General features: G+C 63.4%; 26 protein-coding genes. 20 read left to right on the top strand and 6 right to left on the bottom strand.

Features of this window, described 5'->3' with window-relative positions:
- Nucleotide 1: 1 nt before the first annotated feature.
- The 3 genes from ACOGJC_RS18325 to ACOGJC_RS18315 are packed head-to-tail and all read left to right on the top strand — an operon-like array spanning nucleotide 2 to nucleotide 2,426.
- Nucleotides 2-769 carry an SDR family NAD(P)-dependent oxidoreductase gene (locus tag ACOGJC_RS18325; RefSeq protein ID WP_419846429.1) on the top strand — a complete coding sequence of 256 codons (768 nt, stop codon included), beginning with the start codon at nucleotides 2-4 and terminating at the stop codon, nucleotides 767-769.
- Nucleotides 766-2,097, top strand: a complete 1,332-nt coding sequence (locus ACOGJC_RS18320) for an acyclic terpene utilization AtuA family protein (RefSeq protein WP_419846428.1) — start codon at nucleotides 766-768, stop codon at nucleotides 2,095-2,097. Before ACOGJC_RS18325 ends, ACOGJC_RS18320 begins: the two co-directional genes overlap by 4 nt.
- Nucleotides 2,094-2,426: an AtuA-related protein gene (locus ACOGJC_RS18315; protein WP_419846427.1), complete on the top strand. Its 333-nt coding sequence runs from the start codon at nucleotides 2,094-2,096 to the stop codon at nucleotides 2,424-2,426. Before ACOGJC_RS18320 ends, ACOGJC_RS18315 begins: the two co-directional genes overlap by 4 nt.
- Nucleotides 2,427-2,452: 26 nt before the next feature.
- Here the strand turns inward: ACOGJC_RS18315 and ACOGJC_RS18310 are convergent, their stop codons facing one another.
- The gene (locus ACOGJC_RS18310) at nucleotides 2,453-3,955 is read right to left on the bottom strand and encodes a class I adenylate-forming enzyme family protein (RefSeq protein WP_419846426.1); all 1,503 of its coding nucleotides are present in this window, start codon (nucleotides 3,953-3,955) and stop codon (nucleotides 2,453-2,455) included.
- Nucleotides 3,956-4,181: 226 nt separating this feature from the next.
- Here ACOGJC_RS18310 and ACOGJC_RS18305 point away from each other — a divergent pair, with 226 nt between their 5' ends.
- The 6 genes from ACOGJC_RS18305 to ACOGJC_RS18280 all read left to right on the top strand — a co-directional run bounded on the left by ACOGJC_RS18305 (nucleotide 4,182) and on the right by ACOGJC_RS18280 (nucleotide 11,135).
- A complete protein-coding gene (locus ACOGJC_RS18305) occupies nucleotides 4,182-4,958 on the top strand; it encodes an SDR family NAD(P)-dependent oxidoreductase (protein WP_419846425.1) in 777 nt (258 codons plus the stop codon).
- A gap of 101 nt (nucleotides 4,959-5,059) precedes the next feature.
- Entirely contained in the window at nucleotides 5,060-6,070 is a 1,011-nt protein-coding gene (gene gap / locus ACOGJC_RS18300) for a type I glyceraldehyde-3-phosphate dehydrogenase (RefSeq protein WP_419846424.1), read from the top strand.
- A gap of 8 nt (nucleotides 6,071-6,078) precedes the next feature.
- A complete protein-coding gene (locus tag ACOGJC_RS18295; protein WP_419846423.1) occupies nucleotides 6,079-7,209 on the top strand; it encodes a phosphoglycerate kinase in 1,131 nt (376 codons plus the stop codon).
- Nucleotides 7,202-7,978, top strand: coding sequence for a triose-phosphate isomerase (gene tpiA, locus ACOGJC_RS18290; RefSeq protein WP_419846422.1), 777 nt, complete (start codon nucleotides 7,202-7,204; stop codon nucleotides 7,976-7,978). Before ACOGJC_RS18295 ends, tpiA begins: the two co-directional genes overlap by 8 nt.
- Nucleotides 7,979-8,131: 153 nt before the next feature.
- Complete coding sequence (locus tag ACOGJC_RS18285) at nucleotides 8,132-9,211, top strand: Rieske 2Fe-2S domain-containing protein (protein WP_419846421.1); 1,080 nt, start codon at nucleotides 8,132-8,134, stop codon at nucleotides 9,209-9,211.
- The gene (locus tag ACOGJC_RS18280) at nucleotides 9,201-11,135 is read left to right on the top strand and encodes an alkaline phosphatase family protein (protein WP_419846420.1); all 1,935 of its coding nucleotides are present in this window, start codon (nucleotides 9,201-9,203) and stop codon (nucleotides 11,133-11,135) included. Before ACOGJC_RS18285 ends, ACOGJC_RS18280 begins: the two co-directional genes overlap by 11 nt.
- On the opposite strand, the gene ACOGJC_RS18275 is transcribed toward ACOGJC_RS18280, so the two are convergent.
- Nucleotides 11,117-12,025 (bottom strand): LysR family transcriptional regulator, encoded by a 909-nt coding sequence (locus ACOGJC_RS18275; protein ID WP_419846419.1) that lies wholly within the window; start codon nucleotides 12,023-12,025, stop codon nucleotides 11,117-11,119. The two genes, ACOGJC_RS18280 and ACOGJC_RS18275, sit on opposite strands and share 19 nt — an antisense overlap.
- Before the next feature lie 152 nt (nucleotides 12,026-12,177).
- On the opposite strand from ACOGJC_RS18275, the gene ACOGJC_RS18270 reads away from it, so the two are divergent.
- From ACOGJC_RS18270 to ACOGJC_RS18245, 6 genes are all read left to right on the top strand, one after another.
- A complete protein-coding gene (locus ACOGJC_RS18270; protein ID WP_419846418.1) occupies nucleotides 12,178-13,302 on the top strand; it encodes an ABC transporter substrate-binding protein in 1,125 nt (374 codons plus the stop codon).
- A gap of 90 nt (nucleotides 13,303-13,392) precedes the next feature.
- A complete protein-coding gene (locus tag ACOGJC_RS18265; protein ID WP_419846417.1) occupies nucleotides 13,393-14,205 on the top strand; it encodes an ABC transporter ATP-binding protein in 813 nt (270 codons plus the stop codon).
- Nucleotides 14,206-14,251: 46 nt separating this feature from the next.
- Complete coding sequence (locus ACOGJC_RS18260; RefSeq protein WP_419846416.1) at nucleotides 14,252-15,733, top strand: ABC transporter permease; 1,482 nt, start codon at nucleotides 14,252-14,254, stop codon at nucleotides 15,731-15,733.
- Between the two features lie 50 nt (nucleotides 15,734-15,783).
- Nucleotides 15,784-16,740, top strand: a complete 957-nt coding sequence (locus ACOGJC_RS18255) for an LLM class flavin-dependent oxidoreductase (protein WP_419846415.1) — start codon at nucleotides 15,784-15,786, stop codon at nucleotides 16,738-16,740.
- Nucleotides 16,741-16,812: 72 nt separating this feature from the next.
- Nucleotides 16,813-17,067, top strand: coding sequence for a ribbon-helix-helix protein, CopG family (locus ACOGJC_RS18250; protein WP_419846414.1), 255 nt, complete (start codon nucleotides 16,813-16,815; stop codon nucleotides 17,065-17,067).
- Complete coding sequence (locus ACOGJC_RS18245) at nucleotides 17,064-17,474, top strand: type II toxin-antitoxin system VapC family toxin (RefSeq protein WP_419846413.1); 411 nt, start codon at nucleotides 17,064-17,066, stop codon at nucleotides 17,472-17,474. Before ACOGJC_RS18250 ends, ACOGJC_RS18245 begins: the two co-directional genes overlap by 4 nt.
- Nucleotides 17,475-17,500: 26 nt before the next feature.
- Here ACOGJC_RS18245 and ACOGJC_RS18240 read toward each other — a convergent pair whose 3' ends face one another.
- The gene (locus tag ACOGJC_RS18240) at nucleotides 17,501-19,366 is read right to left on the bottom strand and encodes a flavin-containing monooxygenase (RefSeq protein WP_419846412.1); all 1,866 of its coding nucleotides are present in this window, start codon (nucleotides 19,364-19,366) and stop codon (nucleotides 17,501-17,503) included.
- Between the two features lie 53 nt (nucleotides 19,367-19,419).
- Complete coding sequence (locus ACOGJC_RS18235; RefSeq protein WP_419846411.1) at nucleotides 19,420-20,445, bottom strand: M23 family metallopeptidase; 1,026 nt, start codon at nucleotides 20,443-20,445, stop codon at nucleotides 19,420-19,422.
- Between the two features lie 102 nt (nucleotides 20,446-20,547).
- Between ACOGJC_RS18235 and secG the strand changes: the two genes are divergently transcribed.
- Nucleotides 20,548-20,781, top strand: a complete 234-nt coding sequence (secG, locus tag ACOGJC_RS18230) for a preprotein translocase subunit SecG (RefSeq protein WP_419846410.1) — start codon at nucleotides 20,548-20,550, stop codon at nucleotides 20,779-20,781.
- A gap of 7 nt (nucleotides 20,782-20,788) precedes the next feature.
- Nucleotides 20,789-21,895 (top strand): acyl-CoA dehydrogenase family protein, encoded by a 1,107-nt coding sequence (locus ACOGJC_RS18225; RefSeq protein ID WP_419846409.1) that lies wholly within the window; start codon nucleotides 20,789-20,791, stop codon nucleotides 21,893-21,895.
- Between the two features lie 28 nt (nucleotides 21,896-21,923).
- Here ACOGJC_RS18225 and ACOGJC_RS18220 read toward each other — a convergent pair whose 3' ends face one another.
- Nucleotides 21,924-23,594 (bottom strand): AMP-binding protein, encoded by a 1,671-nt coding sequence (locus tag ACOGJC_RS18220; protein ID WP_419846408.1) that lies wholly within the window; start codon nucleotides 23,592-23,594, stop codon nucleotides 21,924-21,926.
- A 51-nt stretch (nucleotides 23,595-23,645) separates the two neighbouring features.
- Entirely contained in the window at nucleotides 23,646-23,843 is a 198-nt protein-coding gene (locus ACOGJC_RS18215) for a cold-shock protein (protein WP_419846407.1), read from the bottom strand.
- 194 nt (nucleotides 23,844-24,037) lie between these two features.
- Between ACOGJC_RS18215 and ACOGJC_RS18210 the strand changes: the two genes are divergently transcribed.
- The 3 genes from ACOGJC_RS18210 to ACOGJC_RS18200 are packed head-to-tail and all read left to right on the top strand — an operon-like array spanning nucleotide 24,038 to nucleotide 25,594.
- A complete protein-coding gene (locus ACOGJC_RS18210; RefSeq protein WP_419846406.1) occupies nucleotides 24,038-24,928 on the top strand; it encodes a YceI family protein in 891 nt (296 codons plus the stop codon).
- 40 nt (nucleotides 24,929-24,968) lie between these two features.
- The gene (locus ACOGJC_RS18205; RefSeq protein WP_419846405.1) at nucleotides 24,969-25,211 is read left to right on the top strand and encodes a type II toxin-antitoxin system VapB family antitoxin; all 243 of its coding nucleotides are present in this window, start codon (nucleotides 24,969-24,971) and stop codon (nucleotides 25,209-25,211) included.
- Nucleotides 25,208-25,594: a type II toxin-antitoxin system VapC family toxin gene (locus ACOGJC_RS18200; RefSeq protein WP_419846404.1), complete on the top strand. Its 387-nt coding sequence runs from the start codon at nucleotides 25,208-25,210 to the stop codon at nucleotides 25,592-25,594. Before ACOGJC_RS18205 ends, ACOGJC_RS18200 begins: the two co-directional genes overlap by 4 nt.
- Nucleotides 25,595-25,604 lie beyond the last annotated feature (10 nt).

Genomic DNA, 25,604 nt, shown 5'->3' with positions numbered 1-25,604 from the left:
AATGGGAGTGCTCGATGGAAGAGTAGCGGTCATAACCGCTTCCGGTTCAGGCATGGGCCGGGCCGCGGCCAGGCGCATGGCCTCCGAGGGCGCTCATGTGGTGGTGGCCGATCTTCGCGCCGAAGCCGCCGCTGAGACTGTGGCTTTGATCGCCGATGCGGGGGGCGCGGCGAGCGCCTTCACCGTTGATGTCAGCGATGTGGCTCAGATTGAAGAGCTGATGGCCGAGGTCGGCTCGACTCACGGCAAGATCGACGTTCTCTACGCCCACGCCGGCATACCCGGTCCGGCCGGGCTCAACATGAGCGAGGCCGACTACGAAGAGACCGCGGCCATCAACATGAAATCGGCCTTCTTCACCGTTGCCCGGGCGGTGCCCTTGTTGGAGGCGTCGGGCAACGCGTCAATCATCCTCACCGCTTCCACATCCGGGGTGGTGGGCTCACCGTTCTCGCCGCTGTACTCGATGACCAAGGGGGCAATCGTGACGTTCGGCAAGTCGCTGGCTCTGGCCCTAGCCCCCAAGATTCGGGCCAACGTCATCTGCCCCGGCCCAGTGGACACACCCATGCTTCCGCTGTTCTTCGGACGGGATCCCGGCACCGACGTCAAACCCCTGATGAAGGAGTTTCTGGAGACTTCGGTGCCTTTGCAGCGCCCATCGCAGCCCGAGGAGATCGCCGAAGTGGCGCTGTTCTTGGCCAGCGATGCCAGCAGTTTCGTGACCGGGGTCGCACTCCCGGTTGACGGCGGCTACTTGGCCCGATGACCAGCAGGAGCATCTCCATCGGCAGCGGGTCGGCGTATTCCACCGATCGGCTGGACTGGGCTCAGGAGCTGGCCGACAGCGGCCTGGTGGATTACATGGGCTTCGACTGCCTGGCCGAGCGGACCATGGCGCTGGCCCAAGTGCGCCGCCTCGATGACGAGACCACCGGCCACGATCAGCGAATCCCCGAGCTCATGCGCCGCTTCGCCGGCTTTCTGCGTCGCGGCGGAAAGATGATGGGCAACTTCGGCGCCGCCAATCCAGCCGCCGCGGCCGACGACGTGCTGCGGGGGCTGAAGCTCAACGGCGTCACCGGGGTGAGGGTCGGGGTGATCCACGGCGACGACGTGCTCGACCATGTGCTCGACCAAGATCTAGAGCTGCCCGAAATGGGGGTGACCGCCCAGGCCATTGCCGCCAAGGTGGTATCGGCCAACGCCTACATCGGCGCCGATCCCATAGTGGAGCTCCTAGACGAGGGCGCGCAGTTCATCCTCGGCGGCCGCATTGCTGATCCTTCTCTCTATGTGGGGCCGATCGCGTATGAGATGGGCTGGGCGTTGGATGACTGGGACAAGATGGGCACCGCAACCCTGGTGGCCCATCTCCTGGAGTGCGGCACCCACGCCACCGGCGGGAATTACGTCGATCCGCCCTACCGGGTGCTGGACAACATCGTCCACCTCGGCTTTCCCCTGGCCCACGTGAGCGAGGACGAGTTGATCATCACCAAGCTGGAGGGCACCGGCGGGGCGGTGGACATCGGCACCATGAAGACGCAGCTGGCCTACGAGATCCACGACCCGGCGGCCTATCTCACCCCCGACAGCACCGCGGACTTTTCGCACGTGTGGGTGGAGGAAGTGGGCCCAAACCGGGTGCGGGTCGGCGGTGCCTCGGGCCGCCCCCGCCCTGACTCCCTCAAGGTGCTGGTGGGGGTGGACCAGGGGTGGAAGGTGGTGACCGAGATCTCCTACGGCGGCGCGGGCTGCGTGGAGCGGGCCCAACTGGCCGCGGAGGTAGTGGCCAAGCGCCTGGAGCCCTACCAGCCGGGCATCGACGAGATCCGCTATGACCTCCACGGGGTGAGTGCCCTGTTCGAGGGCCAGCTTCCCGGAGGCGACCCGGCCGAGGTGCGGCTGCGCATCGCGGCCCGCTGCGACGATCGGGAGACCGCCGACGCGGTGGCCTTCGAGGGCCAATTCCTGTGGATGGGACCGGCCGGGGGCGGCGGGGTCACCACCCAGATGGCACCGGCCATCGGGGTCACCCCGGCGCTGTTGCCCCGCGAGGATGTGAAGCTGATCACCGAGGTCATCGAGGCATGAAGCTGCGGGAGTTCGCCTATTCCCGCTCCGGCGACAAGGGCGACATCGTGAACCTGTGCGTGTTCGTGTACAACGACGAAAACTGGGACGTGCTGCGGCGCGAGCTCACCGTCGAAAAGGTGCGGGACAAGTTCGGCACCCTGGTCAAGGGCGAGATCACACGCTACGAGCTGCCCGGCACCAAGGGCCTGAACTTCGTGATGACCGAAGCCCTCGGCGGAGGAGTATCCATGAGCCTCCGAACCGACCCCCACGGCAAGTCCTACCAATCCCTAATCCTAGAAATCGACATCGACGCCGGCGAAGAGATCAAGCCCCGCCTCGGGTAGCCGTTTAGGCTGGTCGGCTTGTCCCGTCAGCCGGCGGCTAGGTGCTCTCGGAGTTCTACCTTGCGGATTTTGCCGGTGACGGTGCGGGGGAAGCTGTCGACGGCGATGAATTCGTCGGGGACCTTGATCTTGGCCAATCGTTCTGCGCACCAATCCGCTAGCCCGTCGAGCGACTCCTCTGGTCTAAGTTCGACGAAGGCGACCGGGCGCTCGCCCCATTCGGGGTCGGGGCGCCCGACCACCGCTGCTTCGGCGACGGCTGGGTGGTCGTAGAGCACGGCCTCGATCTCACTGGGGTAGATGTTGACGCCGCCGCTGATGAGCATGTCTTTGGACCGGCCGACTATGTAGAGGTAGCCATGGGCGTCCATGCGGCCCAGATCCCCGGTTCGCAGCCACCCGTCGACCAGAGCTTCAGCCGTCTGGTCGGGGCTGCGCCAGTAGCCGGCCATCACCTTCTCGCTTTTCACCCATATCTCGCCCACCTCTCCGGGAGCGACCATGGCGCCGTTCTCGTCATGGAGTTCGATCCGGACCCCGGGCACGACACGCCCGCATGAGTCGAGCAATTCGGGGCGTCCGGCCATGGCGAGGTCGTGGTCTTCGGGCAGCAGCCCGGTGAGGTTGGTGACGCACTCGGAGATGCCATAGCCCTGGTACAGCCCGCACCCGAAGCGCTCATAGGCCTGTTTGATGAGCGGCCCCGCAGTGGGGGCGGCGCCGTAGACGATGAGGCGAAGGCTGGATAGATCGGCCCCCGCAAAGCCGGGATGGTCGAGAATGCGGCGCAACTGCGCGGGAACCAGGATCGAGATGGTCACCCGGTGCTCGGCCACCGCGGCAAAGAACGACTCCGGTGAGAAGGAGCGCAGCACCACGTGGGTCTGGCCGTCGGCCAGCATGGAGCACACCCGGGTGCCGGTGGCCGCGTGGTACAGCGGCGTGGTCGACAAGAACACATCGTCGGGCCGGAACCGCTGCACCAAGGCCATGGTCAGCCCGTTGAAGGCCAAACCCCGTTGGGTGAGGCACACCCCTTTCGGCCGCCCGGTGGTGCCGCTGGTGTAGATGATTAGCGCGGTGTCGTCTTCGGTAGCGCGATCCAGATCGGCGAAGGGCTCCGACTCCAGCAGGCCCGCGTAGGCATCGCCGTCGGCATCGATCACCGGGCCGGTGGCGCCGATGGCCTCCAGCCGTTCGGCGTAGGGACGGGTTGCCACGGTAAGGACAGGCTCGGCATTCGACAGTATGAAGGACAGCTCGGTATCGGTGAGCTGGGTGTTCAGAGGCACTGCCGCCGCGCCCAGGTAGGCCACCGCCAGATAGACGTCGAAAAAGACCATCCCGTTGTCGGCCATGAGCGCTACTCGGTCGCCAGACCCCACCCCCGCAGCCTCCAGACCGCTAGCCAGCCGAAGAACTCGGTCGCGCAGTTCCCCAAATGAAGCAGATGGCCCTCCGGCAACCGCTACCGCAGTCCGCTCGAGGTAGAGCGCCGCATCCCGCTCCAACAGGTCAACTATTCGCACGACCGCTCTCCAGTTGAGGTCCAGCCACTCCCTTTGTCCCAGCCCACCGAAAACACCTCATTCACCCCGGCAACGTACTCCCACGCCATCCAATAGGCATACCTTCCATGGCCCGGAGGCCCTGACTCTGGGGCGATGGCCCAGAGAGTGAATGCCAATTCCCCGCCACTTGAGTTCCCGGTAAGTTGTTGCGCCATTGAGCCAATCGAGCTTGTGGGAGTGCGTTGTGGATTTAGATGGCAAGAAGATTGTCGTCACGGGGTGTGCGAGTGGGATGGGGGCGGCGACGGTGCGGGCTTATGTGAAGGCTGGGGCTCGGGTGGTGGGAATGGACATTGCCGATGACGCGGGGCGGGCGGTTTGTGCTGAGGCGGGGGCTGATGGGCCAGGCGAAGTCGTGTACGTGTCGGTTGACGTTGCTGATGGAGAGCGGGTGGGTGCGGCTTTTGAGGAGGCAGACAACCTCTTGGGCGGGCTAGATGCGTTGGCGCACCCGGCTGCCATTCATGCAGCTTCCGCCGCGGAAGATGTGACCATAGGTGAGTGGGACCGGATGTTCTCGGTGAACGTTCGGGGCACGGTGCTGACCAATCAGGCGGCGTACCAGCGGCTCAAGGTTGGCGGGGGAGGTGCCATCATCAATTTCGGGTCGATTTCCGGCCAGCGGGCTGAGCCGGGAGCGGCGGCCTATTCGGCGTCCAAGGGAGCGGTGCATGCCTGGACGCGCACTGCGGCGGGAGCCTGGGGGGCCGACGGCGTGCGAGTCAACGCTGTTCTACCGGCCATCAGGACTCCTATGTTCCAAGCATCCTGGGATCGGGCTACCGATGAGGAGCGCACCGAGAAGTTCTGGCGCAACATCCACAGCATCGCGCTGGGCCAGGACTACGGCGACCCGGATCGGGACCTCGGGCCGGTGATGGTGTTTCTGGCCTCAGACGCGTCCCGGTTCATCACCGGCCAGCTCATCCCCGTCGATGGCGGACAGGGGAACGTGCGCTGAAATCACGCGTTTGAGCGGCAGGCTTGGGCTGAGGGAAATATGGCTGATTTCGTTCGTCCCCATCATCAGAATTCGGCGGGTGGGCCGTTAGTCTCAGCCGCATGAGCATTCGCGTGGGAATCAACGGGTTCGGCCGCATCGGGCGGAACTTCTTCAGAGCGGCCCGGCAGGCCGGCGCCGACCTGGAATTCGTGGCCGTAAACGACTTGGGCAGCCTGGAGACCATGGCCCATCTGTTGCAGTACGACTCGGTGATGGGCCGGTTCGCCGCCCCGGTTGCCGTGGTGGACGGGGCACTCGAGATCGGCGGGAGCACCCTGCAAGTGCTATCGGAGCGCAATCCGGCCGACCTTCCCTGGGGCGACTTGGGTGTGGACGTGGTGGTGGAGTCCACCGGGTTCTTCACTGCTCGGGACAAGGCGGCGGCCCACCTTGAAGCCGGCGCGCCAAGGGTCATCGTGTCGGCGCCGGCGTCGGGGGCCGACGCCACCTTCGTGGTGGGAGTGAACGACGGCGACTTCGACCCCGACAACCACTTGGTTGTGTCCAACGCCTCGTGTACTACCAACTGCTTTGTGCCCATGGTCAAGGTGCTCGACGATGCATTCGGCGTGGAGCGGGGACTGATGACCACCGTCCATGCCTACACCGGCGACCAAGCGCTGGTGGATGGGCCCCACTCCGACCTGCGTCGGGCCCGGGCCGCCGCGGTGAACATCGTGCCCACATCCACCGGTGCCGCCCGGGCCACTGGGCTGGTGCTCCAGGCCATGAACGGCCTGCTCGACGGCATCGCTCTGCGGGTGCCGATTCCCAACGGCTCCCTCACCGACTTCACCGCCGTGGTGCAAGGCGAGCCTTCGGCCGACGACGTCAACGCCGCCTTCGCCGCCGCCGCGGCCGACGGGCCGTTGGCCGGGGTGCTCGACTACAGCGAAGCCCCGCTGGTGTCGGCCGACATCGTCGGCTCGCCCGCCTCCTGCACGCTTGACTCCGGTCTGACCATGGCCCTGGGAAATCTGGTCAAGGTCTCCGGCTGGTACGACAACGAGTGGGGCTATTCCAACCGGTTGGTGGACATCGTCTCCATCGTGGGCGCGGCGGGCGGCTGAGCACCGGGGTGCTTCCCACACTCGAAACGCTAGGCGAGGCCCTCGGCGGCCTGAACGGCCGCCGGATCCTGCTGCGGGCCGACTTCAATGTGCCACTTGACTCTGATGGCCACATTGCCGACGACTTCCGCATCAAGGCCGCTCTGCCCACCATCCGCTGGCTCACCGGCCAGGGGGCCGCGGTGGTGGCGTGCAGCCACCTGGGACGACCCGACGGCAGGCACGATCCCCGATATTCGCTGGCCCCGGTGCAGACCCGGCTGGAGGAGCTGGCCCCCGGAGTTGAGCTGCTGGAAAACCTCCGATTTGATCCGGGCGAGACCGGCAACGACGACCGCTTTGTGCAGCAGTTGATCGCCGGCTGCCACGGCTATGTGAACGACGCCTTCGGGGCTTCCCATAGAGCACACGCGTCGATCGTGGGGCCGCCCCGCCATGCGCCCAGCGCAGCGGGCCGCCTGCTGGCCAAAGAAGCCGAGGTGCTATTGGGGCTGCGGGCCAAACCCAAACGCCCGTTTGTTGCCGTGTTGGGCGGGGCCAAGGTCAGCGACAAGCTGGGGGTGATCGACGCCCTGTTGGAGACCGCCGACGAGGTGGTGATCGGCGGCGGCATGTGCTTCACGTTCCTGGCTGCCCAAGGCCACAGCGTGGGCGACTCGCTGCTCCAGCCCGACCAGATTGAGGCTTGCGGCCGCCTGTTGAGTTCAGGCGCGCCCATCCGCCTCCCCTCCGACATCACCGCGCTGGCGCCGGGGGAGCGGGTGGTGCAGGCCGGAGTGGACCTGCACCCCGACTGGAAGGGATTGGACATCGGCCCGGGCACCGCGGCCGAGTTCAGCGACCTCATTGCCGAGGCCGGCACCGTGCTGTGGAACGGCCCCATGGGGCTGTTCGAAGACCCGAGGTTTGCAGCGGGCACGAAAGTCGTAGCCCAGGCGCTGGCCGACAGCCGCGCCTTCACCGTGGTGGGTGGGGGCGACAGTGCCGCCGCGGTCCGCCAGTTCGGCTTGGATCGAGATATGGACCACGTGTCCACCGGCGGCGGGGCGTCGTTGGAGCTAATCGAACAGGGCGACCTGCCCGGCCTAAGAGCATTAAGAGAATCCGTCGGCACCGGCAAGGAAGGACACCATGGCTGAGCGCAAGCCGCTGATCAGCGGCAACTGGAAGATGCACATGAACCACCTGGAGGCCATCCAGCTCATCCAGAAGTTGTCGTATGCCCTCGACCATGCCGACTACAAGTCTGCCGATGTCTCCATCCATCCGCCGTTCACCAACTTGCGATCGGCCCAAACTGTGCTGGACGCCGACAACATCCCCATCGCCCTGGGCGCCCAGCACTGCCACTGGGAGGAGAGCGGGGCGTTCACCGGAGAAGTGTCGCCCGCCATGTTGGCCAAGCTGGTGGTGAGCTATGTGATCGCTGGGCACTCCGAGCGCCGCCAGCTCTTCGGGGAGACCGACGAGAACGTGAACCGCCGCCTCAAGGCCATCCTGGCCGCGGGTATGACCCCAATCATGTGCTGCGGGGAGACCCTGGAGGAACGGGAAGCAGATCAGACCGAGGCCCGCATCACCAACCAGGTGGACGCCGGGTTAGCCGGGCTGAAACGGGATCAGGTGGGGGCCATGGTGATCGCTTACGAGCCCGTGTGGGCCATCGGCACCGGCCACACCGCCACCCCCGCCGATGCCCAAGGAGGCTGCGCCCTCATTCGGGATCGGGTACGGGCCAACTTCGGTGCCGACGCCGCCAACGGAGTCCGCATCCAGTACGGCGGCTCGGTCAAACCCGTCAACGTCGCCGAGCTCATGGCCCAGCCCGACATCGACGGCGCCCTCGTCGGCGGCGCCTCCCTAGAAGCCGAAAGCTTCTCCCGCATCGTCCGCTTCCGACTCCAGTAGAAGACACCGGTTGTCGGAGCCAGACCAAGCGGTGATAACGAATGCTTATCGCTGGGGTGGACAAAAGTGTTGGAAGACTGAGAACCGACTGGCAAGACTCCATTTTGCGCATTTGGACCCGCAAGTGTGGCTTCCAAGAGCTTGAGAGGCAGAGTGACTGATACGCAACTGTCCGCTGAAGGCGAGGCAGAGGTCTACCAATCGTTCCGGCATTTCTGGCATCCCGTTGCGTATTCAAGCGATGTCGAGTCTCAGCCAACAGCGGTCCGCCTATGCGACACCGACATCGTGGTGGTTCGCCTGGGCGGCCGAGTTCGTGCCTTTGCCGATTTGTGCCCCCACCGGGGAGCCAGGCTGTCACTCGGGTGGGTGGAAGAAGACCAGATCAGATGTGCTTACCACGGATGGAGCTACGACGGCGATGGCATCTGCACGCTCATTCCCAGTTGTCTTGACCAGCGCATTCCGGCCAAGGCTCGGCTGCGAAGTTACCTCTGCGTTGAATCGGGCGGATTGGTATGGGTTTGTTTGGAGGATGTCCCCCGGTTCGGCATTCCCCCCTTCCAAGAACACGGCGACCCTGCGTACCGCGTTGTTCAGATACCGCCGGTGGACTGGAATGCCGGCGCGGCCCGGCGAATCGAGAACTTCGTAGATCTGGCCCACATTCCATGGATTCATGACGGCCAGTTGGGATCCAGAGACCGACCCGAGGCCCCGATGCACGACTTGGTACGCGAGGCCGACAACATCCACATGTGGGGCCATTTCTCCGAGATTCAGAGCATCAAGACCGACTCCAGTCAGCTGGATGAGTCAGATCCGACCCTCACCTCGAACCACAACTGGAGGGTCTACATGCCGCTGACCGTGTGGTGGCAGCAGAGCTTGCCTGGCGACCAGTTCTTCGGACTGCTGGTGGCCGCTTCGCCGGTATCCCAAAACGTCACCCGGACGTTTATGTTGAATTTTCGTAATTTTGCCCTAGAGGATCCCGACGCGCCGTTTTGCCGATTTCAGATGGAGATCGCCGAGCAGGACCGCCAGATCGTCGAATCTCAGCGGCCCGAGGAACTGCCGGTGGATTTAACCGCTGAGCTCCACGTGCGCACCGCCGACAGGATGTCGCTGGAATACCGCCGCTGGTTGGTGGAACTGAAGCACGAGTTGTCTGATGGTGGATCGGAAAACCGGTTGAGAATTCATTCAGAAGCGGGGAACTATGCGACATGAGAGCTCCGACTCGAAACGGGCACTAATGATCGGCGTCGATGGCGCAATGCTGTCGATGGTAAAGAAATATCTCAAGGCGGGCTCAATGCCCGAAACGGCCAAACTCCTGGAGTCGGGCACCGCGGTTGAAGCCATGCCGGCCGTTCCCGTTGACACCCCGACCAACTGGACAACCCTGGCTACTGGTGCCGAGCCGGTCAACCACGGCATCAACAGCTTCATCGCCAAGTGGGCTGGGGAGGAACTGACTGCCCAAGACAGAGAACGACCTAGGAGCCTGCGATCCACGACCTCGCGAGCCGAATTGCTGTGGGAGACAGTCGGAGACCTCGGCGGATCGAGCCTGGTGATCAACTATCCCGTGGGATGGCCCCCCAAGGGCGAAGGAGTTCGGGTAATCGGCGGCGACACCCCCGGAGGGATGATCTGGCATCAAACCCCTGAGGAGATCTACGCCCAAGGACCGGTGACCGATGCGGTCTTGAAGCTCCATGAGATCACCATGAACCCGCTGCAGGTTGCCTTCGAGCCGACAGAAGAATGGACTTCGGTGCCGGGAAGCAGCCCGGAGTCCACCTACCTTCCCATCTCGGGGTTCGAGCCTGCCGGATTCCATGCCCAGCGCCGCCTTGTCGACGGCGAAGTCTGTCTCGCGCTGAGCCGCGACCCCGGAGGCCGCTCCATCGTCGCCGACTTGCGCCCCGGCCAGTGGTCGCCGTGGATTCCGATCGAGCTCAATGAACGAGAGAGCGCAACTCGTTTCCGGCTCATTCGGGCCGACCGAGACGGTGGATTCGAGCTCTACCGAACCCGGGTCGAGCCGGTCGACGGATACACCCACCCCGCTGAACTGGCCACCCATATCAGCGCAACCCATGGCCCCTATGTGGAGGGGCTGGAATGCCCCAACGTCCGGGCAGGAGACGAACGCCCGTTCGGACCGTCCAATCTCAGTGGCGACATCATGCTGGAGTTGGCCGACCAGCAGGTTCAGTGGATGACCGATGTCATCTGCGAGCAGGACGCTAAGGAACCATTCGACTTGTTGATGTCCCACTACCACTTCATCGACTACATCAACCACACCATGCTCGGTTACCTCGACCCCGAGTACCCCTATGCCGCTGAGTCGTACACCCGATTGACGGAACAGGTGTACGAGGAGGCCTACCGGGCAGTGGACAAGCTTGTGGCCGGGATCGTCCGAGAATGCGCCGATCCATATACCAGCATCGTGGTCGTGTCCGACCATGCCTGTCTGCCCTGTTGGCGCCACATCTCGGTGCTCGACATCCTCCGCCAAGAGGGCCTCGTCGCCTATGACTGGGACAGTGAGCACTCTCGATACGTCCTCGATCCCGCCAATAGCCTGGTAGGCCCCGCTCTTCAACCCCAGCATGTCTGGGTCAATCTGGCCGGCCGCGAGCCTGATGGCCCGGTCAAGCCCTCGGAGTTCGAGTCAGTGCGCCAGCGGGTCATCGACACGCTTTCTACGGTCGTAGACCCGGCCACAGGCGAGAAGCCCTTCGAGCTCGTCGCCCGCCGCGAGGCGCTCAACCTGAGCGGGTTAGCCCAAGACCGCATCGGTGATGTGGTGTACTTCTTGAAGCCCACCTACACCACCTGGGACGGCTCTCGAGACGTCAACACCATCGGCGAGCTGACACCGCAGCGCATGGCCCGAAGTCCCATTTCTCCCACTCACGTGGTCTCAGGCGTTCACACTCCGTACCTGCCCAGTGCTCAACGCGGAGATTTTCACAACAGTGCGATGGCGCTGTGGTTCGGGGCCGGGCTCGGCGCCCATGGAATGCCCGAGACTCCGATCCAGCTGCGCGACGTGGCTCCGACGCTGGCCTACCTGATGGGGATCCCCGGCCCGGCCCACGCCGACGGTGCGATCCGCTACAGCCTCCTCGGCTGAGAATCCTGACCGCCCGACTCGTGAGAGCCGTCGATTGCCAGTGCGTCGGCCAACCGAGGCACGGCGGGAGCCGGGTGCTCAGCTGGCCACGCCAAGCCCAGTTGGACCTGGTCGATATCGAAGATTGGGACAGCCACAACATCGGGCCGCTGATATAACTCGCTCACCGTTTGCGCCGTGATTGCGATACCCCGTCGTTGGGCGACGAGATCCATGAGCTGCTCTGCTGAGTCTGGGGCCGGCTGCACCACACAGGGCTCACAACTGCTGGGACGGGGAATGACCAGCCAGAACTCTCTATTGAAGTTGGAGTCGAGCACCGGCTCTGGATCCAAATCGTTGATGCTGATCTTCTTGCGCCCAGCGAGGTGGTGATCGGCGGGCAGCACTGCCACCCGTGCTTCATGGTGTATCGGCTGGTAGTCAATGTTGGGCTCTTCACAGGGAAGGTGCAGGATTGCAGCATCGACCGCGCCGCTGCGCAGGCGCGCAAATGGCGATGCCCAGTCGATTCGGACCAAATTGAGGGCCAGTTCGGATTGCATGGATTCGGCTGCCTGAAGGAGCTTTGCCGTGAGGTCGTGCGGCGTTCCGGCCACAAAGGCAATTATGAGCTCGCCCTGCTCTGTAGCCCGCAATGTGCGGGCCACCGCGGCCTCTCCCGCGGCAAGAAGAGCTCGGGCCTCATCGAGGAATACCTCTCCTGCGGGGGTAAGGCTCACCCCTGATCGAGACCGCTCGAGCAATTGGCAGCCAAACTGAGCCTCAAACCGCTTAATTTGTTGGCTCAACGCGGGCTGGGAGATGAACAGACGCTCGGCGGCCTGGCCGAAATGTCCGGTTTCGGCCACCGTCACAAAGTACCTCACGACCCGGAGCGAGAGGTCCATAAGCAGACATTATCAAAATGGGGGAATCTGGTCTTGGACGCGCCTAGGAGCCGCCCTACATTCGGAGGCACGAGCTTCCGCACGAGATCTTGGTTGCGTCCAGCAAGTTGAAGAGCATCGGCGGATCAAGGGGGAAACGGGGAGGAATTCACGTGAAGAGAGACTCGATCGTCATTACCAGACGAGACTTCATCACGAAAGCCGCAGTAGCCGGGGCGGTGGTCACCACTCCCGCGTTCCTTGCCGCGTGCGGAAACGACGACGACCAACCGAGTCCCGCCGTGGCGACGGTTGCGGCCACGGCTGTACCAGCCACGCCGACCGCGACCATGGCACCGGAGCCAGTGGTCCACGATGTCCGGTTCCAGTTCGACTGGATCAAGAACGTCCAGTTCGCCGGGCACTTTGTCGCCGACAATCAGGGCTACTTTGCCGACAACAACATCGCGGCGACTTTGGTCCAGGGAGGCGGCGGCATCTCGACACCGGTGACGATCAACGGGCCGGGCATCGAGATCGGCGCCATCTCGTTCCTGTCCAGGACAGTGGACGCCATTGCCGCTGGTGCCGACCTCATCGTCCTCGGTGCGGCGCTCCAGCAGTCGCCGATTGGGTTCATCTACATGCCCGACAACCCGGTCAACTCCATTGAGGATCTGGTCGGCAAAAGGGTTGGCCTCCAGGGAGAGTCCGGGATCGCCGACGTAGACACGCTGTTTAGGATCAACGGCCTCGAACCCGACTACGAGTACGTGCCCACTGGATTCGACCCCTCTCCGGTGGTCGAAGGCGAAGTAGATGTCTACTACGCATTCCTCACCAACCAGCCCCTCGCACTCGATGCCCGGGGGATTGAGCACGGTGTGGTCAGCCTCGGTGATCTCGGATGGACCCGCTACGGCAGGCTGTGGACGACCACTCGGACCTATCTGGCCGAGAACCGCGACGCGGTCGTCGGCTACATGCGGGCCGGAATCAAGGGATGGGAGCACGCCTTTGCCGACAACGCGCTGGCCGTTGATCTGACGGTCAACGAGTACGGCGTGGATCTCGGCCTGGATGCCGATACCGAAGCCGCCCAGCTCGTGGCCCAGAGCGCCTTTATGACCAGCGATGTCACGGAGGCCAAGGGCTTGATGTGGTTGGACGAAGCGGTCATCGAGGGCGAGTACGAGGGCCTGAGGATTGCTGGCCGCGAGAATCTGCCGGCGATCGGCGACCTCTGGGATCAATCGGTCCTCGAAGAAGTCTTCGATGGGGCGACTACCCTGTACTGAGACAGCTCCGACTGAGGCGGCGCCACAGGTCTCTTTCAACTGAGCTTGAGAGCGCCAGCGGGGGACGCATTGGCCGACAGTGGAGGGAATATGACCAGCGCGGACCGACCTGGTGACGCCGGGGACGCCGCCGAGGCAAATCCGGGCGCCGCGATCAGCCTCATTGGTGTGTCGAAGGTCTTTGAGGTGCGCCGCGGGCACTCGGTTACCGCGCTGGAAGGCTTCGATCTTCGTGTCGGCGACGGCGAGTTTGTGGCCCTCATCGGCCCGTCTGGCTGCGGCAAGTCAACTGCTCTGCGACTCATAGCCGGACTCGACATCCCCAATGCGGGAACGGTCCTGAACTTTGCTGAGCCCCCTCACAAATTGGTCAAAGCAGGAGGGATTGGCATGGCGTTTCAGGATCATGCCCTCATGCCTTGGCTCAGCGTGCGGTCAAACGTTGGACTTCCATTCCGCATCCGAGGGGAGGCCGTCGACCGGGACAAGGTAAACGAGCTGATCGAGTTGGTGGGTCTCACCGGTTTTGAGAAGGCCCGACCAAAGCACCTATCGGGAGGAATGCGCCAGCGCGTGTCCATAGCCCGTGCGTTGGCGTTGAATCCCACTGTCCTGCTGCTTGACGAGCCGTTTGGGGCGCTGGACGCGGTCACCAGGCGGGCCCTCAATCTCGAGCTCCAGCACTTGTGGTCCCGCCTGAAGATCACGACCGTCCTTGTTACCCACTCGGTGGAAGAGGCGATGCTGCTGAGCGACCGGGTTGCCGTCATGTCCCAGCGGCCCGGCCGGGTCATCCTAGAAAGGGACGCGCCGTTCCCACGACCGCGCTACAAGGACGTCTCCCAGAGCGCCGAGTTCAAAGCCCTCCACGACGAGCTGATCGATGCGCTTGACTCTCAATAGCAGAATCAGTCGGATCGGTCTGGGCGCCCTCGGAGCCGCTGGCTTCTTGACACTCTGGGAGGCCACGGGGCGCAACGGATGGCTCGGGCGCACCTTCCCGCCGTTGTCCGATGCATTGCAAGCGATCAGTGACAAAGATGAGGTGATCAGGCGAGCGGCTGCGGCCACTCTGGAGCGGGCCGCGTGGGGGTATCTGTTCGGGGCGCTCATCGCCATCTCGTTGGCAGTGATAGCCCTGCTCGTGCCGCGGCTGGAGAACAGCACCTACACCGGAGCAGTCGTGGTTCACGCCATTCCGGCCATCGCGCTTGGACCGGTCATCTACGCCCTGGGATGGACGTCGCAGACACCGGTCCTGTTCGCGCTGATGTTCGTGTTCTTCACCATCCTGGTGGCGGCCGGTGCAGGGTTTCGGAGCAGCTCCGAATCCGCCAACGACGTGTTCTCGGCTTTGGGCTCGAGCAAGTTCACCAGGTTCCGCCTCCTCCAAGTGCCCACTGCCGTCCCCAATCTGATTGACGGCCTTCGAGTCGCCGCACCGGCCGCGGTGTCGGGAGCGGTGCTGGGCGAGTGGTTCGGAGTTGAGCGCGGCCTCGGCGTGCTGCTGCTCAACTCAATGCGGAACTTCCAAGTCGAGCAACTCTGGGCCGTCGGAGTAGTGCTCATTCTTCTTGCCGGCGGTGCCTACGTGCTGCTCGGTGCAGTTGAGCGGATTGTGGAACGGGTCTTCGGCCGGGTCGTGGCCGTCGGCGGGGCCCACACCGATCGGTCGGGAACCGAACAGGGATGGGCTCGCTCTGCTGCCACCCAGTTGTGGGTCGTCGTGGCGCTGATTGCTTGCTGGTGGCTCTGGATTGAGATCGAAAACGTTCCCGAGCTCATTGCCCCGTCGCCGTACGACACATTGCAAGCGATCATCGACGATCCCGGGCTCTACTTCGAGTTGACGCTCGTCACATTGTCCTCGGCCATTGGTGGTCTCGCCATCGGGCTCTTCCTGGGCACTGTGCTGGCCTTGATCAGCTCACTGTCGCCGATATTGCGAAATTCGCTGGCCCCTATCGTGGTCGTCATGCCGACCGTCCCCATCGTCGTGCTGATCCCGCTGATCGCCCGTATTGCGGGGTTTTCCCAAACCACGGTTTTGATCGTTGCCGGACTCATCGCCTTTTTTCCGGTCTATGTATTCGCCCTCTCAGGTCTGCGGGCCCGCCCTCCAGGAGCCGACAGCGTGTTCTCGGCCCTCGGCTCGCCGGGTTGGCGGCGGATTACCTTTTTGGCCATTCCCTCTGCCGTGCCCAACGTGCTGACCGGCATTCGCATCACCGCCTCCATTGTCTTCCTCGCCGCTCTGACCGCTGAATGGTTAATGGGTTCCGACGGCCTCGGCTTTCACCTAAGCACTCGGCGGGCCGCATTCGAGAACTCCGAGGCTTGGGCGGCGATCGTGTTTGCGGTGGTGTTCGCCGTCATTACCTATCAAGCGGCCAGCGCGCTGGAGCGCTGGGGAAAGGAACGCTGGGCATAGGGGAGTGATGTGCCCAAGTCAGAACAAAACCACATAAGGAGTGATTTGAAATGAAACTGGCTATCCAAACGCCCCCGGAACACACTGACTTCTCCCGCTTGCGCGACCTTTGGCAAGCGGCCGATCAGCTGGGCTTCTCGGCCGGATTCACCTTCGACCATTTTGTGCCCCTCAATCCCGGTCCCCGACCAGATTTGGGTGGAGTGCCGTCTGGCCCCCAGTTTGAGGGCTGGGTCGCCCTTGCGGCGCTCGGAGCGCTCACCTCTAACCTTCAGGTTGGCACCTTGGTAACTGGCGTCACCTACCGCCACCCCGCGCTATTGGCCAAGATGGCGGTCACGCTCGACCACATCACCGGCGGTCGGGCCATTCTCGGAGTAGGCGCCGCGTGGCACGACGCCGAGCACGCCATGTATGGAATCGACTATCCGGGGGTCGGGGATCGCATGGAGTTGCTGGAAGAGACTGTCGAGGCCTTCCAGTTGCTGTGCAACCCGTCTGAGCTGGTTAGCCATTCGGGCCGTTTCGTCGAGTTGAACGACGCGGTCTTCGATCCCAAACCGCTGCGGCCCAAGGGAATTCCGGTGCTGATCGGAGGGGGAGGTGAGCGCCTTCGCCGGATCGCGGCCCGCTGTGCCGATTGGTACAACGGGTTCTGGGCTCCATGGGAGTGGGGGGAGGTCAACGAGCAACTAGACGCAGACTTGGCCCGCTACGGCCGCCAGCCCGCCGACCTCATGCGCACCGCTTTCGTGTTCTCGGAACTGTCCGGAGACCAGGCGGCAGGCGACGGCATGGTGGCGGCGTTCCAAGCCAATCGAGGCGGTACGACAGAGGAAGTGCGCTCCCGAGTCATGGTGGGCTCTCCCGATGACATGATCTCGGTGCTGCGGGCATACGAGAACGCTGGAGTGGAAATGGTGATCTTGAACATCCGCCCCAGTCAGCAAGTCGAGCACGTGCAGTCATTCGGCGAGCAAGTGCTGCCCGCAGTGAGCAGCGATTGATCGTCCGCTTCTATTGGCAATAGACGTCAAAATATATATGTGTTGTATCGCTATATATGTAGAATGGCGGGCATGAAGACGATCTCGATCACCATTCCCATCGATCTCGATCATCGGGCCGCGGAAGAGGCCCGGCGGCGTGGTATCTCCAAGTCAGAGCTGATCCGCCAGGGCTTGGCCGAGGTTCTGCCTGAGCGTGAGCCCAGTCCTATGCCAGAAATCGACAGCTCTATGTCTACCGCGGAGGTCTTGCGGAGATTTGGGGGATTTGGAAGTCCCGGCGTGACAGCTGGTGATGACATCGACGCAGTCATCTATGGCGCGTGAAGTTCGTCGACACCAGTTGGTGGGTGGCCATCACGCTGCCTAACGACTCCCGCCACGGCGACGCCAGCGGGATGATTCACCACATCGGTTCATCTGAACGGATATTGACGACCAACCTCGTGTTGGGGGAAAGCTGGACACTGCTTCGACGTCGAGATGTTCACCCGGTGGCAGTCGACTTCATGGACCGAATCGAAAAGCTCCGGCTCAACGGGACGTTGACTGTCCACCGGGTCACTCCCGAGCAAGAGGCCCGAGCCTGGAATTGGCTGCGCCTCCACGATGAGCGGAACTATTCCTTTGTGGACGCCACCAGTTTCCAAGTCATGCGCGACCGCCGAATGCGAGAGGCGCTGGCCTTCGATCAGGACTTCGCAGCCGCCGGTTTCATTGAGCTGCGGCCCTAGCGAATACCAGGAGGCAACCGGTCAGGTCAGGTGATCTCTAGGTCGTCCCATTCGACTTCGGTGCAGAGGCGGTGGTACTCGGGGCCGTACCAGGGGGCGCTCATTTGAAGCCGGTTGTGGGTTGAGTTGACGTAGTAGTTGTTGCCTGGTGACCCCATCTCGTGCATCAACAGGAGCTTGGAGGCCTCTTTGTCCAGCGCCTCGTTGTAGCGCTCGTAGGCGTCCATGGTGACCTCGACGCTGGACTTGCCCTCTTCGAGCATTCGCACGATCAACTGCCCCGCGTAGCCCGACCACACCTGATACCAGATGGGAAGGCCCGTGCCGCCCGACAGCGGCTGAGAGTTGGGGCCGTAGAGCATGAACATGTTGGGGAAGTTGGGCACCATCATGCTGATGTAGGCGCGGGGGCCGTCCTTGGACCAGAAGTCGTGCACGTTGAGGCCGTCTCGGCCGATGTAGTCGGCGGGGTACAGGAACTGGACGATCTCAAAGCCGATGGCGGTGATGGCGGTGTCCACCTCGTAAACCGTTCCATCCTCGGTCTCGACGCCTTCGGGGGTGAACCGAGCGATGGGGTCGGTGATCAGCTCGACGTTGTCGCGGGTGAGGGCCCGGTACCAGCCGTTGTCCACCACGGGGCGCCGGGAGAAGGGCGCGTAGTCGGGGATCAGCCGGTCGACGAGGGCGGGGTCGTTGTCGGTCTGCTCGTGGATGTAGTTGGTGAGGAACGAGCGAAGCTGGTCGTTCACCTCGTTCCAATAGCCCCCTTGGGCCTGCCACTCCTCATCGGGAATGAGCTGGTCGTGGGTCTTGAACAGCGCGGCGATGGCCATATAGCGCCACCAATTCCAGTAGCCCGGGAAGTTGTCCAGCAGCCAGCGCACCTCCGGCTCGATGGGCTCGCCGTACTTGGGACGGGGGCTGATCCACTGCTTGGAGCGCTGGAATACGTAGACCTGCTCGGCTTCCTCGGCGACGGGGGAAAGCAGCTGCACCCCGGTCGAGCCGTTGCCGATCACGGCGATCCGACGGTCTTTGTAGTCGTAGTCCTCCGGCCATTGGGATGGGTGGATAATCGGACCGGGGAAGTCCTCCAAACCCTCGAAGTTGGGGGTTCTCTGGTTGGCGAAGGCGCCGACCGCGTTGATCACAACGTTGGCCTCGATGGTCTCGATGCCGCCGGGGGTGTCGGCTTCGAGCACCCACACGTCGCGGCTCTCGTCGTAGGTGGCCCGCTTCAGGTCGTGGTCGAACCTGGTGTTGTCGTACATGCCGTACTTGCGGGAAATGTGGAGCAAGTACTCCCGCACCAGCTGGCCCTTTCCGAAGTACTCGGGCCACGGGTAGTTCTTCTCAAAAGCGAACTCGTAGGTGATCGAGATGGTGTCCACCCGAATATCCGGGTAGCGGTGCCGGCTCCAGGTGCCGCCGGGCTCGGACCGGCGCTCCAGGATCACATAGGGGATTCCCAAGAGCTCCATCTGGATGCCCGCGGCTAACCCGCTGAACCCGCTCCCAATGATGGCCACCTGGAAACCCTCGGGCAGCTCGGGCTTGCCATTGGTCCAGTCGACCGTCCAGGGGAAGGGCTTGAATGCCATCAGCTCGCGCCGAGACTCGAACTCCAGGTCGCCCATCTCCTCCTTGGTGGCGAAATTCATCAGCTGGCGCAGTCGGGGCTGGGGCGGTTCCTCGGGCATTCCCGGACCGGCGTTCTCCATGAGCCAGGCGGTGGTCTTGGTGATGAGCAGCTCGCGTTGGTCGTCGTCGAGCTCCAGCATCCGCGGCAGTGCCTCGATCTCCGGGTCGTCGGTGTGGTGGAACAGCGCCACCCGCACCGCGTCCAAATCGGCCAGCTCCACTGCTCGTCTAATGAACTCGGAATCCATACCCGGAAGTTTGGCAGAGCCAACTTGGATTTCTTTAGTCCTCAGAGGGGCGTTTAGCCCAAAGCCTCCGAGAAGAGGGTGGTGTACACCTCGCGGGTCTCTTGGGGTGACAGGCCCGCGCCGAGGTACAAGTTGTCGATGTGCAACTCCCAGTGGAGATGGGGATCTTCGTAGAAGTCCCCATTGGCCGCCGCATGCGTGCCGCGATTCCCGATCTCGCCCACTCGCGCCCCTGCCCTGATTGTCTGGCCGACGCGGATGTCATGGTCTACTTCGTGGAGGTGGGCGTAAACCGTCACCACATGACCGAGGAACGGGAAGACGCCGTGGTCGATGACCACAAAGTTCCCGTAGAGCGTCAACAGCGTGAAAGGGGGCGTCGCCTGAAGATCGCCAGCGATCTCCAGCAGTTCATCCCGGTCATCGGAGTCGGGGTCTTGGTAGTTGCCCACGGCCAGAACCACTCGACCGTCGAGTGCAGCCACCGCATCATGGCCCAGGGTGAAACAGCGGAAGTCCACCCCCTGGTGAATTCCGAATCGGTAAGCGCGGGGAGCGTTGGGCATCAGGTCGGGATGGGGGAGCGGAGACATGCAATCGCTGGGATAAATCGTCAGGGGTGCCAAGGCTGCAGCCATTGCCAGGGCCTCCTCATAGGTCGGCGGTTCTTGGTCCAAGACGACGACTGCTGGATTGGGGGATGCTTCGGTTTCTGGGGTCGTCGGATCGGTGCCTGTTCCTGGCGTGGTCGATGACTGATCCTCCGCGGATTCTGAGGAAGCCGAATCGGTTGGCGGCTGCTCATTCGCGCCGCCCGTTGAATCAGACGCTGCTCCCTGGTCGGCCGCGGTCGATTCGACGTCTGATTGGGAGGCGGGATCCCTCGAGTCGTCCGCGCCAGCAGGGAGTTGGCGGGCGTTGTCGCTGCTGGAGTCATCCGAAGTCCATACCTGGGCGACCAAGACTCCCAATACAAACCCCACCGCGACGAGAGCGAGCACCGCGAATCCCCTGGGGGAGAAGACGTGCCTCCTGACTGCGCTGACCAGCTTCCAGCAGCGGCGAAAGACGGCCTTCATTATTGGGTCAGGGTAACTGTCTGGAAGCTCAAAATTGCGGACCCGCTCGGTGAGGCCATACAGGTGGGTCAGCGGTGTGGTGGAGCGGTAGGATTGACCGCTGTGACCATCGCGCTTGTGGTGATCGACGTGGTTTCCGCGTTGGGGCTGTTGTTCTTGGTGCTGCTGCACAGCGGCCGAGGAGGCGGCCTGTCCGACATGTTCGGCGGCGGGTTCGGCACGCAGGCGGCCGGGTCGACGGTCATCGAGAAGAACCTCGACCGGCTCACCATCGTGGCCGCGTTGATATTCGCCTTCTCCACGCTGGCGCTGGCCCTGTTGCTGGATTCCAGCTAGCCGCCGGTTGGACTTCGCGCTCAGCTCCGAACTGCTGGCCCTGCGCGAACGGGCGCGAGCGATAGCCGCCGATGGCGTGAACCGCTTCGGACGCCACAACGATTCGTGGATCAACGGCTACTCCAAGGAGTTTGCCCGGATCATGGCCCAAGAGGGCTGGATCGGCATGGGATGGCCCACCGAATACGGGGGTCGGGCCCGACCGCCCATCGAGCGGTTGATCGTGGCCGAGGAGATGATCAGCGCCGGCGCCCCGGTGGCCGCCATGTGGTTCGCCGACCGTCAGATGGGGCCGACGCTGATCGCCTATGGCTCCGAACAGCAAAAGGCCGAGTTCCTGCCCCAGATGCTGGCGGGGGAGTCCACTTGGTGTATCGGGATGAGCGAACCGGACGCCGGCTCCGATTTGGCCTCCATTGCCACTCGGGCGGTTCGCGACGGCGACCACTTTGTGATCGACGGCCAGAAGATCTGGACCAGCTTCGGCAACTTGGCCGACTACTGCTATCTGATCTGTCGTACCGATGATGAAGGGCCGCCCCACCGGGGGGTCAGCGAGATCATCGTGGCGATGGACACCCCTGGCATCGAGGTGCGACCGATCACCGACATGATCGCCAACCGGCACTTCTGCGAGATCTACTTCACTGGCGTGCGGGTGCCAGCCGAGAATCTGGTGGGGACCGAAGGCGACGCCTTTAAGCAGACCATGGCGCAGTTGGCCCACGAGCGCGGAGGTATCGACCGATTGGTGTCCAATCGGGCGCTGTTCCTCCACGCCCGCTCCCAGGCCAACCGGGACGACCCCCGGGTCCGCCAGGAGATCGCCCGGTTGGAGAGCGAGTACCGGGTGGGCCGCCTGCTGGTGTATCGAGAGGCTCTGGGCCAAGCCCCCGCCGGCTTTAGCGCAGCCACCAAGGCCTTCTGCACCGAGCACGAGCAGCGGGTAGCCCAATTCGCTGCCACCACCCTGGGTCCGGCAGCCCTGCTCGACGACGAGTGGACCGAGGCGATCTGCTACGCCTCCTCGTACACCATCGCCGGCGGCACCTCCAACGTCATGCGCAACATCCTGGGCGAACGCGTATTGGGTCTGCCCCGGGAGCCCCGCTGAACTCCTCACAACCGAGTGGAATTCGCTTCTAGTTCGTCGTATTTCTCCTACGGCGAGGCTGGGGGCCGCGGTCGTGGGTTTCGGCGTCCACTCCCTGCTCGCGCAGCACCATCTTGCGGACCTTTTCCGACGGCGTCTTCGGCAGCTCGTCGACCACGCGGAGATAGCGGGGCACCGCGAAGGCCGGTAGCTGCTTGTCGGCATAAGCCCAGACCTCCTCGACGCTGACCTCGGCGCCCGGTTCGGGCACCACGAAGACCATTACCTCGTCTTCTCCGGCCTCCTGGTCGGCCGGGACGCCGATAGCCGCGACCTCGGCCAGGGCCGGGTGGGAAACCAAACCCTGTTCGACCTCGTACGACGAGATGTTCTCGCCCCGCCGCCGGATGGCGTCTTTCAGGCGATCCACGAAGTAGTACCAGCCGTCGGCGTCGCGACGGAGCCCGTCGCCGGTGTGGAACCACAGGTTTCTGAAAGCCTCGGTCGTTTTGTCGGGCATGCCGAAATACCCCTGGCAGGTGGTCCACGGATAGCGGCCCCGGACGATGAGCTCGCCTACCTCGCCAACCGGCACCTCTTCGTCGGTGTCGGAGTCCACCAGGCGGATGTCGAACCAGTCGGCGTTGAGAAGCCCGGCGGCGCCCGGTGGGCGGTCGACGCCATAGGGCGTGAGAATCGGCATACAGGTCTCGGTGAGGCCGAATACCTCCACAAAGGCCTCGACGCCGAAACGCTCCTTGAACTGGTCGAGGATGGAACTGGCCGTGGGTGCCGCGAAGATGCAGCGCAATTGGTTGTCGGCATCGTCGGGCCGGGGCTCCTGCTGCCAGACGAAGTCCATCATCACGCCGACGAAGTTGGTCACCGTTGCTCTTGCTGCTCGGATCTGGTCGATCCATTCCGATGCGCTGAAGCGCTCGTGCAACACGTAGCGGGCACCGGCGATCAGCGCTGGGTAGGCCGCCAAGAACTGCGAGTTGCCGTGGAACAGCGGGCCCACCGACATGTAGGTATCGGCTTCCGTCAGCCGGGTCAACGACACGCACTCGTCTGCGAACAAATACATGTGGGCGTGCGGCATCATGACGCCCTTTGAGAGCCCGGTTGTGCCCGAGGTGAAGAAGACCGACGCGAGGTCGCCAGCCTCCACATCGGCCAACTCGGCTTTTGCGGCGGTGAGAAGCGAGTTCCACGGGCTGGCCTCGTAGCCAGCGGCGCTCAGTTGGGAGATCGCGGCGGCAACCGCGGTATCATCTCCGACGACGAAGTAGTGGCGGATGGATGTCACCGCGTCGGGAACGTCGACGATGCGCTCCACGAACTCGGGGGCGATAACGGCCAGCACTGGCTCTGTAGTGCGGACCTGATGGGCCAAGAACGATCCTCGGTAGGCCGTATTGATCGGCACCTCCACGAGGCCGGCGACCGAAGACCCCAGCCACGCGAGGATGTATGCGGAGCAGTTCGAGATCATGACCAGGACCCGGTCGCCCGGCTGGGCCCCAAAAGCCAGCATTCCCGAGCCGACCCGCTCGGCCAGATCGAGGGTTTCGGCGAACGTGTAAGACTCGCCGGACCACGGCACGTCGAGATAGGTGCGATCCGGATGCCGAGCGGCGCGGTCCCGAAGCACCCGGGGAGAGCTCCACGACCCCCGGTCCGGATACGAAGGCGTGTACTCGTCGTAATACTGAGTCATGAGACGTGCCCTGGCAAGGAGGTTCTGCGGCGTGGTCACCGCGTGGATTGTTCAGACGACTCGCACGTTTTGTGCTTCCTCGCCCTTGCGGCCTGGGGCAACTTCGAACTCGACTGTTTGGCCTTCGTTGAGGGATCTGTGACCCTCGCCGGCGATGTTCGAATAGTGGACGAAGACGTCATCGCCGCCGTCTCGCGAGATAAAGCCGTAGCCCTTCTCATTGTTGAAAAACTTGACAGTTCCTTGCATGTCCTCATGCTCTCTTTGGAGTCGATCTCGTGACCCACTCAACCATGACTGTACGGCGGCGCAGGGCCGGAACTACTAAGCCAGACCGACTTTGCGGCAATTCGTTGTGCAGTCCACCCCTAGTACGTCGCCCCATACGGAATGCACTTCGGCCTCGTGCCATCGTCAACCGATCCCACGGCTACCCTGACGCAATGCTTGAGCGGTTCAGACGGCGACGCCTCCTGTGGGTGGTTCTGGCTGCCGTAGTTGTGGTGGCGGTCCTGGCTGTTGTCCTCATCTGGTGGTTGACCAGGGATGATGCGCCGGCGGCGGTGGATCTGGGCGCCGCGGTTTCCTCTCTTGAAGATGATGGCGGTGGGGCGGCTGCAACCGCGGCCCCTACTCCCGGCCCCACGGTTGCCTCACCACCAACAAAGCCAGCTCCTGAACCCACATCGGCGGCAGTGGCAATTCCCGCGGCGACAGCAGTTCCTGCTTCCGCTGAGGCGACGGAAGAATCCGACGCTGGGGTTGATGCTCGGGAGGTGAGCGGCGAGTGGACGGTGGACACTTCTATCGGGGAGTTCAGCTACGAAGACTCCACCGGGACGTTCGTGGGTTTCCGGGTCGACGAGGAATTGGCCAGCATCGGATCGACCACCGCCGTGGGCCGAACGCCGATGGTCAGCGGGTCGATCACCATTGACGGCCAAACGGTGACCGCCGTCACGGTGGAAGCAGATATGAGCGCTATCACCACCAACGACAGCCGCCGTGACCGCCCTGTCCAATCCGCGTTAAATACCGCTGAGTTCCCATCCGCGGTGTTTACCCTCACCGCGCCCATCGACCTCGGGCCTGATCCCGCTTCGGGCGAACCCATTGCCACCGTTGCGGTGGGTGAGCTCACCATAAGAGGTATCACCCGCGGCGTGGAGATCCAACTGGAAGCCCAGCTAGTGGACGATACCGTTGTGGTAGTGGGCTCCACAGAAGTGGTCTTCGCCGACTACGACGTAACCGTGCCCCGCGTCCCCATCGTGTTGTCAGCCGAAGACCACGGCATCGTCGAACTCCAACTGTTCTTCACCCGGGGGTCTTGAGCGGTAGCATCTTTCTACCTTTTTCTATATATTGGTACCTATGGTGTTGAGCATCAAGAGCGAGAGAGCTGATCAACTGGCCCGAGATCTGGCGGAGTTGACGGGAACGTCCATCACCGATGCGGTCACCGCGTCGCTGGAAGCCCAGTTGGAACTGGAGCGTCGTCGTCGGCGTCGACCGGCACTAGGGGACATTGTTGAGAGGTTTTGTAATTTGCCCGTTCTCGACGAGCGTTCGCCCGACGAGATCATCGGCTATGGCGAGCACGGTCTTCCCGCATGAACGTGGTCGACACCTCAGCGATCGTTGCGGTGCTGTTCAGTGAGCCGGGCAGCGAAGACATCGAGCGCAAGCTGATGGGTGCTCCGTGCGTGATGTCGGCCGCCACTCGAGTTGAGCTTGGAATCGTTGTGGAGGCCAAGACCGGGGCGGCTGGCGTATTGCTCCTCGAAGAGCTCTTGTCCCGCATCGAGATCCAGATTGAACCAGTGGATGCCGGTCTGGCCGAAGAAGCGCTGGCCTGCTGGCGGCGCTTCGGCAGGGGACGACATCCCGCGGCCCTCAACTACGGAGACGTCTTCTCCTACGCCCTCGCCCGCCGCTTGGGCCAACCCCTGGTGTTTGTGGGCGACGACTTCTCTCAGACCGACGCGTTAGTCGGCTGAAGGCTGCTGA

The organism is Candidatus Poriferisocius sp. (assembly GCF_965204015.1).
Lineage (GTDB): Bacteria > Actinomycetota > Acidimicrobiia > Acidimicrobiales > Bin134 > Poriferisocius.
This window is presented reverse-complemented; position numbering and strand designations above follow the sequence as displayed.

Bases quoted from the DNA above. Each gene is read 5' to 3' on its own strand.
- ACOGJC_RS18215 (WP_419846407.1), bottom strand. From the start codon at position 23,843: ATGCAAGGAACTGTCAAGTTTTTCAACAATGAGAAGGGCTACGGCTTT.
- ACOGJC_RS18320 (WP_419846428.1), top strand. From the start codon at position 766: ATGACCAGCAGGAGCATCTCCATCGGCAGCGGGTCGGCGTATTCCACC.
- tpiA (WP_419846422.1), top strand. From the start codon at position 7,202: ATGGCTGAGCGCAAGCCGCTGATCAGCGGCAACTGGAAGATGCACATG.
- ACOGJC_RS18250 (WP_419846414.1), top strand. From the start codon at position 16,813: ATGAAGACGATCTCGATCACCATTCCCATCGATCTCGATCATCGGGCC.
- ACOGJC_RS18325 (WP_419846429.1), top strand. From the start codon at position 2: ATGGGAGTGCTCGATGGAAGAGTAGCGGTCATAACCGCTTCCGGTTCA.
- ACOGJC_RS18280 (WP_419846420.1), top strand. From the start codon at position 9,201: ATGCGACATGAGAGCTCCGACTCGAAACGGGCACTAATGATCGGCGTC.
- gap (WP_419846424.1), top strand. From the start codon at position 5,060: ATGAGCATTCGCGTGGGAATCAACGGGTTCGGCCGCATCGGGCGGAAC.
- ACOGJC_RS18255 (WP_419846415.1), top strand. From the start codon at position 15,784: ATGAAACTGGCTATCCAAACGCCCCCGGAACACACTGACTTCTCCCGC.
- ACOGJC_RS18235 (WP_419846411.1), bottom strand. From the start codon at position 20,445: ATGAAGGCCGTCTTTCGCCGCTGCTGGAAGCTGGTCAGCGCAGTCAGG.
- ACOGJC_RS18205 (WP_419846405.1), top strand. From the start codon at position 24,969: ATGGTGTTGAGCATCAAGAGCGAGAGAGCTGATCAACTGGCCCGAGAT.
- ACOGJC_RS18275 (WP_419846419.1), bottom strand. From the start codon at position 12,025: ATGGACCTCTCGCTCCGGGTCGTGAGGTACTTTGTGACGGTGGCCGAA.
- ACOGJC_RS18315 (WP_419846427.1), top strand. From the start codon at position 2,094: ATGAAGCTGCGGGAGTTCGCCTATTCCCGCTCCGGCGACAAGGGCGAC.
- ACOGJC_RS18240 (WP_419846412.1), bottom strand. From the start codon at position 19,366: ATGGATTCCGAGTTCATTAGACGAGCAGTGGAGCTGGCCGATTTGGAC.
- ACOGJC_RS18210 (WP_419846406.1), top strand. From the start codon at position 24,038: ATGCTTGAGCGGTTCAGACGGCGACGCCTCCTGTGGGTGGTTCTGGCT.
- ACOGJC_RS18220 (WP_419846408.1), bottom strand. From the start codon at position 23,594: ATGACTCAGTATTACGACGAGTACACGCCTTCGTATCCGGACCGGGGG.
- ACOGJC_RS18200 (WP_419846404.1), top strand. From the start codon at position 25,208: ATGAACGTGGTCGACACCTCAGCGATCGTTGCGGTGCTGTTCAGTGAG.
- ACOGJC_RS18265 (WP_419846417.1), top strand. From the start codon at position 13,393: ATGACCAGCGCGGACCGACCTGGTGACGCCGGGGACGCCGCCGAGGCA.